At 73.0% G+C, this 13,902-nt stretch carries 10 protein-coding genes; 5 read left to right on the top strand and 5 right to left on the bottom strand.

Annotation, left to right across the window (positions count from 1 at the left end; genetic code table 11):
• The first annotated feature begins 7 nt into the window (after positions 1 to 7).
• Entirely contained in the window at positions 8 to 547 is a 540-nt protein-coding gene (locus ACN27D_RS05740) for a GNAT family N-acetyltransferase (RefSeq protein ID WP_421498691.1), read from the top strand.
• Between the two features lie 48 nt (positions 548 to 595).
• On the opposite strand, the gene ACN27D_RS05735 is transcribed toward ACN27D_RS05740, so the two are convergent.
• The 5 genes from ACN27D_RS05735 to ACN27D_RS05715 all read right to left on the bottom strand — a co-directional run bounded on the left by ACN27D_RS05735 (position 596) and on the right by ACN27D_RS05715 (position 7,670).
• Entirely contained in the window at positions 596 to 1,564 is a 969-nt protein-coding gene (locus ACN27D_RS05735) for a TAXI family TRAP transporter solute-binding subunit (protein WP_358172307.1), read from the bottom strand.
• Positions 1,561 to 1,953, bottom strand: a complete 393-nt coding sequence (locus ACN27D_RS05730) for a roadblock/LC7 domain-containing protein (RefSeq protein WP_013475557.1) — start codon at positions 1,951 to 1,953, stop codon at positions 1,561 to 1,563. The genes ACN27D_RS05735 and ACN27D_RS05730 overlap by 4 nt, the downstream gene beginning before the upstream one ends.
• Positions 1,950 to 4,304 (bottom strand): nitrate- and nitrite sensing domain-containing protein, encoded by a 2,355-nt coding sequence (locus ACN27D_RS05725; protein ID WP_421498690.1) that lies wholly within the window; start codon positions 4,302 to 4,304, stop codon positions 1,950 to 1,952. Before ACN27D_RS05725 ends, ACN27D_RS05730 begins: the two co-directional genes overlap by 4 nt.
• Positions 4,305 to 4,368: 64 nt before the next feature.
• Positions 4,369 to 5,388 carry a TAXI family TRAP transporter solute-binding subunit gene (locus tag ACN27D_RS05720; protein WP_120568547.1) on the bottom strand — a complete coding sequence of 340 codons (1,020 nt, stop codon included), beginning with the start codon at positions 5,386 to 5,388 and terminating at the stop codon, positions 4,369 to 4,371.
• Positions 5,364 to 7,670, bottom strand: a complete 2,307-nt coding sequence (locus ACN27D_RS05715) for a TRAP transporter permease (protein WP_421498689.1) — start codon at positions 7,668 to 7,670, stop codon at positions 5,364 to 5,366. The genes ACN27D_RS05720 and ACN27D_RS05715 overlap by 25 nt, the downstream gene beginning before the upstream one ends.
• Before the next feature lie 1,022 nt (positions 7,671 to 8,692).
• On the opposite strand from ACN27D_RS05715, the gene ACN27D_RS05710 reads away from it, so the two are divergent.
• The 4 genes from ACN27D_RS05710 to ACN27D_RS05695 all read left to right on the top strand — a co-directional run bounded on the left by ACN27D_RS05710 (position 8,693) and on the right by ACN27D_RS05695 (position 13,847).
• A complete protein-coding gene (locus ACN27D_RS05710; protein ID WP_358172312.1) occupies positions 8,693 to 9,775 on the top strand; it encodes a YihY/virulence factor BrkB family protein in 1,083 nt (360 codons plus the stop codon).
• 243 nt (positions 9,776 to 10,018) lie between these two features.
• Positions 10,019 to 11,197, top strand: coding sequence for an ROK family protein (locus ACN27D_RS05705; RefSeq protein WP_252452598.1), 1,179 nt, complete (start codon positions 10,019 to 10,021; stop codon positions 11,195 to 11,197).
• On the top strand, positions 11,194 to 12,762 hold the full coding sequence (locus ACN27D_RS05700; RefSeq protein WP_421498688.1) for a sugar ABC transporter ATP-binding protein: 1,569 nt from the start codon (positions 11,194 to 11,196) through the stop codon (positions 12,760 to 12,762). The genes ACN27D_RS05705 and ACN27D_RS05700 overlap by 4 nt, the downstream gene beginning before the upstream one ends.
• Positions 12,759 to 13,847, top strand: coding sequence for an ABC transporter permease (locus ACN27D_RS05695; protein ID WP_421498687.1), 1,089 nt, complete (start codon positions 12,759 to 12,761; stop codon positions 13,845 to 13,847). Before ACN27D_RS05700 ends, ACN27D_RS05695 begins: the two co-directional genes overlap by 4 nt.
• Positions 13,848 to 13,902 lie beyond the last annotated feature (55 nt).

The following is a 13,902-nucleotide window of genomic DNA, read 5'->3' as shown; positions in this document are numbered from 1 at the left end:
TCGCGGCATGTTCGCCACCGACCGGGTCCGCCTGCGTACGCCCACCCCCGACGACGCGCCGGACATGTTCCGGCTGCACAGCGACCCGGAGCTGCACCTGGTCACCGACGACGAGCCGTTCCTGCCGCACCACGTCGGGCAGGTCCGGGCCCGGCTGGAGAAGCGTGCCGCCGAGCAGCCGGAGGCCGCCGCTCCGGTGTCGCTGCTGGCCGAGACCGTCGCCGACGGCACGTTCCTCGGCACCGGCGTGCTCTGGGGCATCAACGCCTTCAACGGGTACGCCCACCTCGGCATCACGCTGCTGCCGGAGGCGCGCGGCAAGGGCTACGGCACCGAGGTGATCCGGCTGCTCTGCCGGTACGGGTTCCGCAACCGCAACCTGCGCCGGCTGGAGATCGAGACGCTCGCCGGCAACACGGCCATGCGGCGCACCGCCGAGAGGTGCGGGTTCGTCCACGAGGGCACCCAGCGGGACCGCGAGTACGACGGCGACGGCTTCACCGACCTGGTGATCTACGGCCTGCTGCGGCGCGACTGGACGCCGTAGCAGGCGCGGCGCCGCCCCGGCTCGAACCGAGGCGGCACAGTCCCGCGCTCAGCCGGTGCGGTAGAACCGCTGCGCGCCCGGGTGCAGCGGGATCGGCCGGGTCGCCGCGGCGCTGGACCGGTTGAAGTTCGCCGCCTCCGGGTGCACCTGGATCAGCTCGCCCTGCCAGGTGAACAGCACCCGGGTCAGGTCGTACGCGAGCTGCTCGGGCATGTCCGCCGCCACCAGGATCACGTTCGCCACGGTGATCGTCGGCGTCGGCGCGGGCGTGCCGTAGACCTCCTTCGGCAGCGTCGCCGTGGTGTAGACCGCGCCGAAGCGGGCGCTCAACGGCTCGATCAGCTCGTCGAGAGGCAGCAGCCGGAACGTGCCGGGCGCGGAGGAGAGCAGGTCCTTGACGCCCGGTGTGGGCAGACCGCCGGAGAAGAACATGGCGTCCAGGCCCTTGGCGCGCATCCGCTTGACCGTCTCCGGCAGCGACAGGTTGAACCGCTGGATGTCCCGGTTCGGGTCGATGCCACCGGCGGTGAGCAGACGCCCGGCGATGATGTCGGTGCCGGACTTCGGCGAACCGGTGGAGATGCGCTTGCCGCGCAGGTCGGCGAAGCTGCCGATCTTGCCGTCGGCGCGGACGATCACGTGCGTGTAGTTGCTGTAGACCCGGGCCAGCGCCCGCACCGGCTGCGGCTGCTTGTCGAACGCCCCGCGCCCGTCGACCGCGTCCGCGGCCGTGTCGGCCAGGCTGAACGCGATCTCCATGTCGCCGCTCGCCACCCGGGTGATGTTCTCCACCGACGCACCGGTCGGCTCCGCCCGCGCCTCGTACCCGGGCAGGTGGCGGGTGATCAGGTCGGCGTACCCGCCGCCGAGCTGGTAGTAGACGCCGGTGGTGTTGCCGGTGGCCAGGAAGATCCGCCCGCCGTGCCACGCCTCAGGGGTGGCGTCCTCGGCCGCGCAGCCGGCCACCAGCACCGCCGTCATCAGCGCGGCCAGCAGCCGCAGCGGGCGGCCGGTCACCGTCGGACCGCCGGTTCCAGCGCCTCCGCCACCCGCTGCACCAGCGTCGCCGTCTCGTAGCCGATCTGGCCCAGGTCGCAGCCGGGCGCGGCGAGCACGCCGAGCAGCGCCCGCTCACCCACCGCCATCACCAGCATCACCCCGCCGTCCATGTCGACGATCTGCTGGCGTACCCGGCCCGCCGACATCAGCCGGGCCGCGCCCACGGTCAGGCTCGCCAGCCCGCTGATCACCGCCGCGAGCTGGTCGACCTGGTCGGGGGCGAGGTCCGGCGAGGACGCCAGCCGCAACCCGTCCTCGGAGACCGCGAGCGCGTGCGAGACGTCCGGCACCTGCTCGGCGAAGTTCGCCAGCAGCCAGTCCAGGCCGGCGGAGGACGGTGAGGTCATGATCTTCTCCCGTTGGGTGTGGTGGTGTTCGGGGCACGGCGGGTCGCGCTGGCCACCCCCTCGGCGAGGGCGGACAGCCGGGCACGTACCACTTCGGGGTCGAGCAGGTCGGTGGCCGGCGGCGGCGCGGCGGCGTCCGGCATCGGCCCGGGCAGGTGGCCGCCCACCTGCCGCCGGGGCAGCCCGGCGGCGGTGGTCGGGACGGGCGTCGGCGGCACACTCACCGGCCGGATCCGCGCCGTGCTCGGTGCCAGCAACGCGCCTCCGGGCGTGCGGACGGCGGCGACGCCGCGCACCGGGCCGACGGTCGTGGCGCTGGTGACGAGGCTGCGGCTGCCGGCCGCCGGCCGTCCGGCGGGCCCGGACTTGAACCAGGCCGCGGCGCGCGGTCGCCGCTCCGCCGTCGGCCGCGACGCCACCGACTCGACCCGGGTCAGCACCGATTCCGGTACGTCGACCTGCGCCACAGTGCCGGTGCCCGGGTTGTGCAACTGCACCCGGATCCCGTGCCGGGCGGCCAGGTGGGCCACCACGTGCAGGCCCATGCTGCCCGCCGTGGCGCTGGACAGCATGGCCGGCGCGGCCAGCCGCTCGTTGATCTCGGCCAGCCGGCTCTCGCTGACGCCGATGCCCTGGTCGTGGACGCGCAACATCAGCCCGTCGACAGTGCGCCGGCCGTCGACGAGCACCCGGGCCTCGGGTGGCGAGTAGACGGTGGCGTTCTCCAGCAGCTCCGCCAGCAGGTGCACCAGATTGCCGGCCGCCGTGCCGTGCACCGCCGCGGTCGGCACGTCGATCTCCACCCGCGGGTAGTCCTCGATCTCGGAGGCCGCCGCCCGGACCACGTCGTCCAGCAGCAACGCGCCCTCGTGCCCGCGGCCGGGCTCACCACCGGCCAGCACCAGCAGGTTCTCGCCGTTGCGGCGCAACCGGGCGGCGAGGTGGTCCAGCGCGAACAGACGGGCCAGCGCGTCCGGGTCGGTCTCCTCGCGCTCGAAGTCGTCGAGCAGCCGTAGCTGCCGGGTGATGAGCGTACGGATGCGCCGGGCCAGCGCCTCCGCCATCCGGGTCACGTCCAGCCGCAACTCGGCCTGCTGCCCGGCCAGCCGCAACGCGGCCCGGTTCACCGTGTCGAACGCCTCGGCGACCTGCGCCACCTCGTCCCGGCCCCGGCGGATCCCGTCGGTCATCCGGGTCGCCGGGCCCTCCGCCGGGGTCCGCTCGCCCGCCGCGATCGCGGTGATCCGCTCCGGCAGTTCCCGGTTGGCCATGGTGAGCGCGGCCACCCGCAGCCGGCGCAACCGGCGGCTGGTGCGGACCGCCAGCAGCACGGCGGTGACGAGCGAGCCGAGCGCGACTGTGCTCGTCGCCCCGGCGGTGAGCACCGCACGCAGCCGGGCCGCCCCGGCCAGGTCAGCCGCGTCCCGGTCCAGCCCGTCGGACAGGTCCCGGCCGAGCAGGTTGTACCGGCGGATCGCGCCGCTCTGCGCCACGTACCAGGCGTCACCGTCGGTCTTCACCGTGCCCGGCGCGCCGTCGGAGTCGAGGACGGCGTCACGTATCCGGCGGGCAGTGGTCACGTCGGTGCCGTCGACCAGCCGGTACCAGGCCCTGTTCGCCGGTGCGGAGGCGATCCGCAGGAACTCGGCCTGCCGCTGCTCCCGGGCACCCCGCAGCCGGCCCAGCCGGGCCAGTTCGCCACTCTGCAGTCCACCCCGGACGAACACCGCCCGCAGCAGGTCGCGCTCCAGCGCGGACAGGTGCTCCTGGGCGGCCACCGCGGCCACCTCGCGCGCCTGGTTGGCCAGCTCGGCGTCGCGGAGCTGGCTCGGCAGCGCGTCCGCGACCGCGAGCAGCGACTCCACCAGCGACACGTACGCCGGGTCGCCGCGCTCACCGGCCAGCGCCAGGTCCCGGGTCGGCGAGAGCTGCTCCAGGCGCCCTCGCGCGTCGTCCAGCACCCCGGCCAGATTCGGCGCGGCCCGGCGCGCGTCACCCTGCGCCGAGCGGTAGCGGTCCACCGCCGTGTCCACCCGGCGGCGCTGCGCGTCCACGAGCGGGCGGCCGGACGTACCGCCGCGCTGGCGCAACGCGGCCGTCTCGCCCAGTTCGCGCTCCAGCTCGTGCACCAGCCGTACGGTCGCGGTGGCGGTGCCGGCCAGCACGCGGGCCCGGTCGGCGTCGGCGGACGCGTCGAGCGCGGCGTCGGTCTGCGCCGCCCCCAGCACGACCAGGCCGGCGGTGGCCACCAGGATCGGCGCCAGCAGTTGGACGCGGACCGAGCGGAGGCGTCCGGTGCGGTCCGCGGAGCGGTGATGCCGGCGTACGCGGGCCGGGTGGGGCAGCGGCACGGGGGTCTCCGGGTCGGGTCGGTGGGCCGGGCCCGGACGCGCGTCCGGGCCCGGCCCGTTCGGGTCAGCTCGCGCCGAGGTCGCTCAGCGCCCGCTCCGCGCCCCGGTGCAGCGGCACCGGATCGGTCTTGCGGGCGTTGCCCAGCTCGATGCCCTTCGCCGCCGGGTTCGCCTGGGCCAGGGCGTCCTTGGAGTCGAAGACCGTCCGGGTGATCGCGCAGGCCACGTCGGCGTCGAGGTTGTCCCGCACCAGCAGCACGTTCGGCACCACGATGGTGGGCACGTCGGCCGGGGTCCGGTAGACGTCCTTGCCGATGGTGCCCGCCTGGTACGCCGGGTTCAGCTCGGCCATCTTCGGCAGCAGCGGGCTGATGTCGACGAACTTCACCTTGTCGCCGGACGTGGTGAACAGGTCGGTGACCCCGCCGGTCGGCACGCCGCCGGACCAGAAGAAGCCGTCGATGCTGCCGTCCTTCATGCCGTCGACGGTCTTGGTGAGGTCCAGCCGCTGCGCCTGGATGTCCTTGGCCGGGTCCAGCCCGGCGGCGGTGAGCAGCCGGTTGGCGATGACCTCGGTACCGGACTTGGGCGAGCCGGTGGAGATCTTCTTGCCCTTCATGTCGGCCACCGACGTGATCCCCGCGTCGGCGCGGACCACCACCTGCGTGTAGTTGTCGTAGATCCGGGCCAGCGCCTTGACCGGCTGCGGCGCGGTGAAGCTCCCCTTGCCCTGCACCGCGTTGACAGCGGTGTCGAACAGCGAGAACGCCACGTCGTACTGGCCGGCGACGAGCTGCTCAACGTTCTGCACCGAGGCGCCGGTCTCGGCGGCCGTCCCGGTGAGCTTCCCGTCGGTGGTCTTGCTCAGCTCACCGGCGAGCGCGTTGCCGACCACGTAGTAGACGCCCGTGGCGTTGCCGGTGGCGATGCCGACCCGGGTGTCCTTGGTGACCTTGCAGCTGACCTCGCGGGCGGCGTCGTCCTTCGCCGCGCCGTCCTGACGGCCCCCGCAGCCGGCGGCACCGGCGGCGACCAGGACGAGTGCCCCGACACCCGCCACTATCCTCGCGTCGATCCGTCCCACTCTCTCTCCTCCCCAAGGTCCACGGATTCTTCGACCGCCGGGCGGCCGGCGTGCCCGGCGGCGCCACGTCGGACGTACACGCCCGCGACCGCGAGCGCGGCGAGCGCCGCGCCGATCGCCATGGGCAGCGGTTCCAGCCAGAGCAGCACCAGCCCGGCGATCGCGCCGACGATCCGCTCCGGCACGCCGGCCGGGCCCACACCGGGCAGCCAGCCGCCGGCCGCGACCGCCAGCACCGCGACGCCCAGCGCCGACACCAGGGCGGCCGTGACGATCCGCCCGGGCCCGCCGATGCCGAGCAGCCCGAGACCGGTCGGCGTGATCACGAAGGCCAGCGGGATCAGGTACGCCGGCAGCGCGTACCGCAGGGTCTGCCACATGGTCGGCACCAGCCGGCCGCCGGTGACCGCGGCGGCGGCGACCGCGGCCAGCGCGGTCGGCGGCGAGACCTCGGACAGCACCGCGAAGTAGAAGACGAACATGGCCGCGGCGGGCGCCTCGACGCCCAGGTTGAGCAGCGCCGGGCCGATGATCACCCAGCCGATGACGAACGAGGCGGTGACCGGAACCGCGAGACCCAGCAGGCTCAGCGCGACGGCGGCGAGCACGGCGGTCAGCGCCAGCACCACGGCCGGCTCCGAGCTGACCGCCTGCGCGCCGTCGATCAGCAGCGCGGCGGCCTGCGGCCCGAGACCGGTCTTCGTGGTGGTGGCGGTGATGATGCCGGCCGCGGCGCAGACGGCGCTCACCGCGAGCACCCCGCGTACGCCGTCGCGCAGCGCGGCCACCAGCCGGGCCGGCGTGAGGCGGTGCCGGCGGTCCAGGAAGGACAGCACGGCCGCGATCGCGGTGGCGATGACCACCGCGCGCATCGCCGACGCGCCGAGCGCCAGCACCACGATGATCACGAAGAGCGAGAGGAAGTGGTAGCCGAAGCGGGCCAGCAGCCGCCACGCCGAGCCGGTGTCGATGACCACCGGCCGCACGCCGGAGCGCCGGGCGTCGATCTCGACGGAGAGCAGGATGCCCAGGTAGTAGAGGATCGTCGGCACCGTGGCCCAGCCGAGCACCTGGAGGTACGACACGCCCAGGTACTCGGCGATGATGAACGCGGCGGCGCCGAGCGTCGGCGGCGACAGGATCGCCCCCACACCCGCGGCGGCGAGCATGCCGCCCGCCCGTTCGGCCGGGTAGCCGGCGCGGCGCAGGATCGGCCAGGTCACCGCGCCGATGCTGACTGTGGTGGCGGCGCCGGAGCCGGAGACGGTGCCGAGCAGGAAACCCGAGGCGACGGCGGTGCGCCCGGCGGCCGTCCGGGAGCGGCGGAACGCGGCGGCGGACAGCTCCACGAAGAACCGGCCCGCGCCGGACAGGTCGAGCACGGCGCCGTAGATCGTGAACAGCACGATGTACGAGGCGGCCACGTCCAGCGGGGTGCCGTAGAAGCCGCTGTCGGAGTTGTAGAACGCGTCGACGAGCTGCCCGAAGTCGAGTCCCGCGTGCGCCACCGGCCAGGCCTGCGGCAGCAGCCCGCCGTAGTAGCCGTACCCCAGGAACAGCACGCAGACCGCCGGCAGGATCCATCCGGTGGTACGCCGGCACGCCTCCAGCAGCAGGAGCAGCAGCCCGGTGCCGAACGCCACGTCCAGCGGATCCAGCAGGCCCTGCCGGTCGAGGAAGGCGTCGTATCCGCCGCCACCGGCGCCGATGGTGACCGGCAGCACCGGGTAGAGGCAGACCACGAGCGCCGCGAGGGCCAGCAGCCAGTCCACCGGCGTGGGCCCGCGCCGGTCGTCCGCGTCGGCCCCGGCGCGCCGCAGCCGCACCCCCGAGGGATACGCGAGGAACACCACCGGCAGTACGCCGGCCAGGAAGAAGATCAGGTAGTACTTGCTGCCCTGAGCCAGCGGGAAGAACACCTGCCAGAGCGTCAGCAGCCCGACCGCGACGGTGATGCCGGTGAAGAGGACACCGACCGGTCCGGCGAGCACCCGTCCCGGCTTCTCGTCCTCGAACCGGGCGGCCAGTTCGCGGGCGTCCTGGTGGGCCTGTTCCGGGGTCGGCTCCCTGCGGCTCTCGGTCTCGCCCGGGGCGTGGGTCTCGCTGTCGTCCGGGGTCCGGGCCTCGCCCCGGGTGCGTTGCTCGGCCGGAGTGCGGAGCTCGTCTGCCGGGTGGTGGTCGGCTCGGCTGTGGTGGAGCGTCTCGCCCGGCCCGTCGTCGGCCCACTCGGGTCCGCCGACGCCTCCCTCGTCCGGCGGCAGCGACACCACCTCGGCGTCCACGTCGGACCCCGGTCGTCCGCCGGACGGCGGCCGGGGTTTGGGGGGAGTCGCGTCGGAGGGGCGAACGGGCGGCACGAGGGGGCACGATACGCGAATAGCGCGCAGGTTGGGAACATTGCCGATCGTGATTGCAATGAGTGACGGAATGGAGGTTCGCTCACTCGTGTCACATATTTCTTGAAACTGTTTCGCGATGTCGGGAGGCGGTCTCGCTCGGCTCTCTCGCGATATCGCTTACAACGATGAAGATCGGCGCGCCCGGGATGCTTGTCGTCACGCAACGTGTCCACTGAGGCGGGTGTGTATTCCGCGGCGGCTCGCGCGCGCGGCGCTCGTCGCACCGGCTCGCGCCGGGTTGCGCGCGCTCGTACCGCCACGCTCGTCCCGGACGGGAAATGTCCTGGCAGCGTGTCCGCCGTCTCGCATTTCCACGGTCGACGCCACTTCACCGAGGTGGTGGGATCGGAACACGCCCGCGTCGCCACTTCGGCGCGCCGCCTATTGGCACGCCTCGCTCGCGCGCCTGCCCCCTGGGCCGTCGGTGGTCGATTACTTGATGAGTGGAACACCATGGGTGCCTCCGGCCCTGTTTGACACCCATGGAGTTCCACTCGTCGTGACGGTCGTCGAGATGTCGGCGATCGGCGGTCGCGGCGAACGACGGCTCGTCGAGTGCTCGGGCGGGAGTGCGGTGGTGCGCCGAGGGAAGGGTTGCCCCGCCTCCTTTGCTCTGCATCCATCGGCGCACCTGGTTACGGAGCGTGTCTGTCGCGCGCGTGGCTGCAGAGCAAAGGCGGCGAGGGGTGGAAGGTGCCGACGGAGAGGCGGGCGGCAGGGCGCGGGCAGTGGAGCGCGGGCAGCGGCGACACCGGCGAGTGCGGGCGGAAGGCGGCGGCAGGGCACGGCCGGGAAGTGGGCGGGAACGGCCGGCGGCGGCCGAGTGGTCGGTTTGCGGGTGCGGTGGTTATCGCTGCCCTCGTCAGGGCATGTCGTGCGGGACGACATGACGACGAGGAGGTGCCATGGCCGCCCGCGACGACGCCCACGACGTCCACGACGACACCCGCGAGGACGCCCCCGCTGCGCGCGACGACGTCCCCGCTGGGCAGGACCGGCCCGGCGGGCGGAAGCGCACCGGGCCGGTGGGGCCGGACGACGGGCCGGACAGCCCGGCCGACCTGTCGGCCACCGGCTGGTTGGCGACCCTCAAGCGGACCGTCCGGGAGTTCCAGGACGACAGCCTCACCGACTGGGCCGCGGCGCTCACCTACTACGGGGTGCTCTCCATCTTCCCGGGCGTACTGGTGCTGATCTCGGTCCTCGGCCTGCTCGGCGACCGGGCCACCGAGGGGGTACGGGACACCGTCGGGCAGGCGGTGCCGGAGGAGAACATCCGCCGCATCATCGAGAGCGCGATCGACCAGGCCGGCCAGTCCGGCGGGCTGGCGAGCATCGCGGCGATCATCGGTCTGGTGGCGGCGTTCTGGTCGGCCTCCGGCTACGTCGCCGCGTTCATGCGCGCCTCGAACAGCATCTACGACGTGCCGGAGGGACGGCCGATCTGGAAGACGCTGCCGGTACGCCTCGGCGTGACCGCGGTCATCGGCGTGATGCTGCTGATCAGCGCCGTGATCGTAGTGTTCACCGGTGGGCTGGCCGAGCAGGCCGGAAACGCGATCGGGCTCGGCGAGACCGCCGTGACCGTGTGGAACATCGCCAAGTGGCCGGTGCTGCTGGTGCTGGTGAGCCTGATGTTCGCGATCCTCTACTGGGCCTCGCCGAACGCCCGGCACGGCGGTTTCCGCTGGGTCAGCCCCGGCGGCGTGCTCGCGGTGGTGCTCTGGCTGGTGGTGTCCGGCCTGTTCGCGCTCTACGTCAGCAACTTCGGCTCGTACAACAAGACGTACGGCGCGGTGGCCGGCGTGATCATCTTCCTGGTGTGGCTGTGGCTGAGCAACGTCGCCATCCTGCTGGGCGCGGAGTTCGACGCCGAGTTGGAGCGCAGCCGCGCCATCGCCGCCGGGCACCCGGCCGACGAGGAGCCCTACGTCGAGCTGCGCGACGACCGCAAGCTGCGCAAGAAGGGCCGCGCGCCCTCCCGCTGACCCGGGAGAGCGTCCGATCCCGAGAACGCATCCGACCCGAGAACGCGCCGCCCCGCCCGGAAGAACCCCGGGCAGGGCGGCGCGTTTTCATGATCCGCAACTCGCTTTTGTTCGTATGGACAAAAGTTTGCATCAGACGTGCCGAAGCTATGGACATGTGGCCCGGAAGGCTCCTACTGTGTCGGACACAACACACATCGCCGCCGTCGATGTGACGGACTTCCGATGCGGAGGTGACTGCCGGTGCGGACGGTCGACCCCCTGCACGTACGGCTTCTGCGGCTGCTCCGGGACGAGGGCGCGGTGTCCCGCGCCGAACTCGGCGACCGGCTCCAGATGCCCCGCCCGCGCCTGCTCGCCGAGCTGGAACGCCTCGTCTCCCTCGGGTACGTCGCCGAGGCCGGGCTCGCCGCCTCCCGCGGCGGGCGGCGTTCCACACTCGTCGAGCTGAGCCCGCACCTGCGGTTCGCCGCCGTCGACCTGGGCGCCAGCTCGATCGACGTGGAGGTGGTCAACGGCCGGCTGGAGACGGTGGCCGCCTACACCGAGGTCGCCGACATCCGCTCCGGCCCGAAGGTGACGCTCCAGCGGGTGAACGAGCTGCTGCACAAGGCCAAGGTGGACGGCGCGTACGAGCGGCTCGACGCGGTGGGCATCGGCGTTCCGGGGCCGGTGAGCTTCCGCGACGGCGTGCCGGTCTCCCCGCCGATCATGCCGGGGTGGGACCGGTTCCCGGTCCGCGAGCTGCTCACCCGCGAGCACGGCTGCCCGGCCGTGGTCGACAACGACGTCAACATCATGGCGATCGGGGAGCGGCACGGCGGCGTGGCCCACTCCGTCGACGACTTCCTCTTCATCAAGATCGGCACCGGCATCGGCTGCGGCATCTACCTGCACGGCGAGGTCTACCGGGGCACCGACGGCTGCGCCGGGGACATCGGCCACATCCAGGTCGACCCGAACGGTCCGATGTGCAGCTGCGGCAACGTCGGCTGCCTGGAGGCCGTGTTCAGCGGCGCCGCACTGGCCCGGGAGGCGACAGTCGCGGCCCGCACCGAGGTGTCCCCGGCACTGGCCGAGCGGCTGGCCGCCCGGGGTGTGGTGACCGCGCTGGACGTGGCGCAGGGGGCGATCGAGGGGGACGTCACCTGCATCCAGCTCATCCGCGACGGTGGCCGGCGGGTCGGCAGCGTGCTGGCCGGGCTGGTCAGCTTCACCAACCCCTCGATGATCGTCATCGGCGGCGGGCTCGCCCAGCTCGGCCACATCCTGCTCGCCGAGATCCGCAGCGTGGTCTACCGCCGCTCGCTGCCGCTGGCCACCGGCAACCTGCCGGTCGTCCTGTCCGAGCTGGGCCCGCGCGCCGGCGTCGCCGGCGCCGCCGTGCTGGCGAGTGACCTCGCGTTCGGGGAGGCAGCGTGAGCGAGATCGGAGAACCACTGGTCGAGGCGCCCGCCGACGCCGTCGCGGGCGAGGTGGTCCTGCGCCTCACCGACGTGGTCAAGACGTTCCCGGGGGTACGGGCGCTCGACGGCGTGCAACTGGAGGTGCGGGCCGGCGAGGTGCACTGCCTGCTGGGGCAGAACGGCGCCGGCAAGTCCACGCTGATCAAGGTGCTGGCCGGGGTGCACCGGCCGGACTCCGGCGAGGTCGTCTGGCGCGGCGAGGCGGCGTCGTTCGCCGATCCACAGGCCGCCATGCGCGCCGGCATCGCCACCATCTACCAGGAACTCGACCTGGTCGACGACCTGTCGGTGGCGGAGAACGCGTTCCTGGGTCACGAGCCGCGCCGGTTCGGCTTCGTCCGGCGCGGGCACATGGCCCGGCGTACGCGGCAGATCCTGGGCCGGCTCGGCCACCCGGAGATCCCGCCGGGACGGCTGGTGCGGCACCTGCCCGCCGCTGGCAAGCAGATCGTCAGCATGGCCCGGGCGCTGTCCCACGAGGCCCGGCTGATCATCATGGACGAGCCGAGCGCGGTGCTGGCCCACGACGAGGTGGCGAACCTGTTCCGGATCATCCGGGAACTCACCGCGCAGGGCATCGCGGTCATCTACATCTCGCACCGGCTGGAGGAGATCCGCGAGATCGGAGACCGGGTCACCGTACTCAAGGACGGCCGGACCACGGCGGCGAGCCTGCCGGCCCGCGAGACACCGACCCGCGACCTGGTCGCCCGGATGACCGGGCGGACCATCGAGTACGTCTTCCCGCAGCGCCCGGCCGACCACGGGGGTGGCGCGGAACTGCTGCGGGTGGACGGGCTGACCCGGCACGGCGAGTTCGCCGACGTCTCGCTCGGGGTCCGGGCGGGGGAGATCGTCGGCATCGCCGGGCTGGTCGGTTCCGGCCGCTCGGAGCTGCTGGAGACCATCTTCGGCGCGCGCCGGGCGCACGCCGGGACGGTCCGGGTGGACGGCCGTGCGTTGCGGCCCGGCAGTGTGGGCGCGGCGGTACGGGCCGGGATGGGCATGGCGCCGGAGGAGCGCAAGAGCCAGGCGCTGCTGCTGGGCGAGCCGATCTACCGCAATGTCACGCTCGCCACGTTCAGCCGGTACGCCCGCCTGGGGTTCACCGACGCCGGACGGGAACGCGCCGAGGCGGACCGGATCGCCGCGTCGCTGGAGCTGCGGCCCCGGGACGTACGGCGGCCGGTGCGCACGCTGTCCGGCGGCAACCAGCAGAAGGTGGTGGTCGGACGGTGGCTGCTCGGGGACACCCGGCTGCTGCTGCTCGACGAGCCGACCCGGGGCGTGGACGTGGGCGCCCGCGCCGAGCTGTACCAGGTGATCCGCGATCTGGCCGCCCGTGGCGTCGGGGTGCTGCTGGTCTCCAGCGAGGTGCCCGAGGTGCTGGGCCTGGCCGACCGGGTGCTGGTGATGCGGGAGGGCCGGGTGGTCCGCGAGGCCCCGGCCGGCGAACTGGACGAGAACACCGTGCTCGACCTCGTCATGGCGGGGTCCCTCATGGAAGGCGCACCGGCATGAGCGAAGCCACTGACACCTCGCTGCCCGCGCAGTCGCCGCCGGTGGAGCGGGCGCAGACCGCCAAGGTCGGCGCGCCGGCGAAGCTCTCCTGGTGGCGCGGCGACGGCGGGGAGGGCGTCAAGCGCAACCTCGGCCTGCTCGCCACGCTGGTCGTGCTCGTGGTCATCGGCATCCTGACCCGCCCCGACCTCTACGGCGACCCGAACTGGGTGTGGGGCAACACGCTCACCATCCTCAAGCTCGCCTCGGTGGTCGGCGTGGTCACCGTCGGCATGACCTTCGTGATCATCGGCGGTGGCATCGACCTGTCGGTCGGCGCGATCGTCGCGCTCGCCGGGGTCTGGTGCACCACTGTCGCCACGCAGAGCTACGGCGCGGGCGGCATGATCTTCACGGCGCTCACCGTCGGGCTTGCCGTCGGCGTGGTGAACGGGCTGCTCGTCTCGTACGGCCGGCTGGTGCCGTTCATCGCCACGCTCGCCATGCTCGTGGCCGCCCGAGGGTTGGCGGCGGAGATCTCCGACAAGCAGACCCAGGTGTCGGGCAACACGTTCATCAACGGCATCGCCAGCACGAACGTGCTCGGCATCCCGCTGCTGGTCTACATCCTGGTGGCGGTGGTGGCGGCCGGCTGGGTGCTGTTGAACCGGACCACGTTCGGCCGCCGTACGGTGGCGGTCGGCGGCAACCCGGAGGCGGCCCGGCTGGCCGGCATCAACGTCCGCCGGCACACAGTGCTCCTCTACGCGCTGTCCGGCCTGTGCTGCGGCATCGCCGCGGTCATGCTGACCGCGCAGGCCACCTCCGCGCAGGCGGCGATGGCCAACCTCTACGAGCTGGACGCGATCGCCGCCGCGATCATCGGCGGCACGCTGCTCAGCGGCGGGCGGGGCACGATCATCGGCTCCCTGCTCGGGGTGATCATCTTCTCCACGATCACCAACCTGTTCGCCATCAACAACCTCTCCGCCGAGGCCCAGAACATGGTCAAGGGCGGCATCATCGTCGCCGCCGTCCTGGTCCAGCAGGTGCAGTTCGGCAGCCTCACCCAGTTCCTCGCCCGCAACCGGGCCACCACCACCTGACCCCACCGCGCACATCCCGGCTGCCGTCGTACCGACTGTGGTCCGGCCCGCCATA

The sequence above is a fragment of the Micromonospora sp. WMMD1274 genome, from assembly GCF_049179035.1.
Classification (GTDB): Bacteria; Actinomycetota; Actinomycetes; order Mycobacteriales; family Micromonosporaceae; genus Micromonospora; species Micromonospora tulbaghiae.
The sequence above is the reverse complement of the archived record's forward strand: the minus strand, read 5'-3'. Positions and strand labels throughout refer to the sequence as shown.

Coding starts and splice junctions, on each gene's coding strand:
- ACN27D_RS05740 (WP_421498691.1), top strand. CDS start 8: ATGTTCGCCACCGACCGGGTCCGCCTGCGTACGCCCACCCCCGACGAC.
- ACN27D_RS05730 (WP_013475557.1), bottom strand. CDS start 1,953: ATGACCTCACCGTCCTCCGCCGGCCTGGACTGGCTGCTGGCGAACTTC.
- ACN27D_RS05710 (WP_358172312.1), top strand. CDS start 8,693: ATGGCCGCCCGCGACGACGCCCACGACGTCCACGACGACACCCGCGAG.
- ACN27D_RS05695 (WP_421498687.1), top strand. CDS start 12,759: ATGAGCGAAGCCACTGACACCTCGCTGCCCGCGCAGTCGCCGCCGGTG.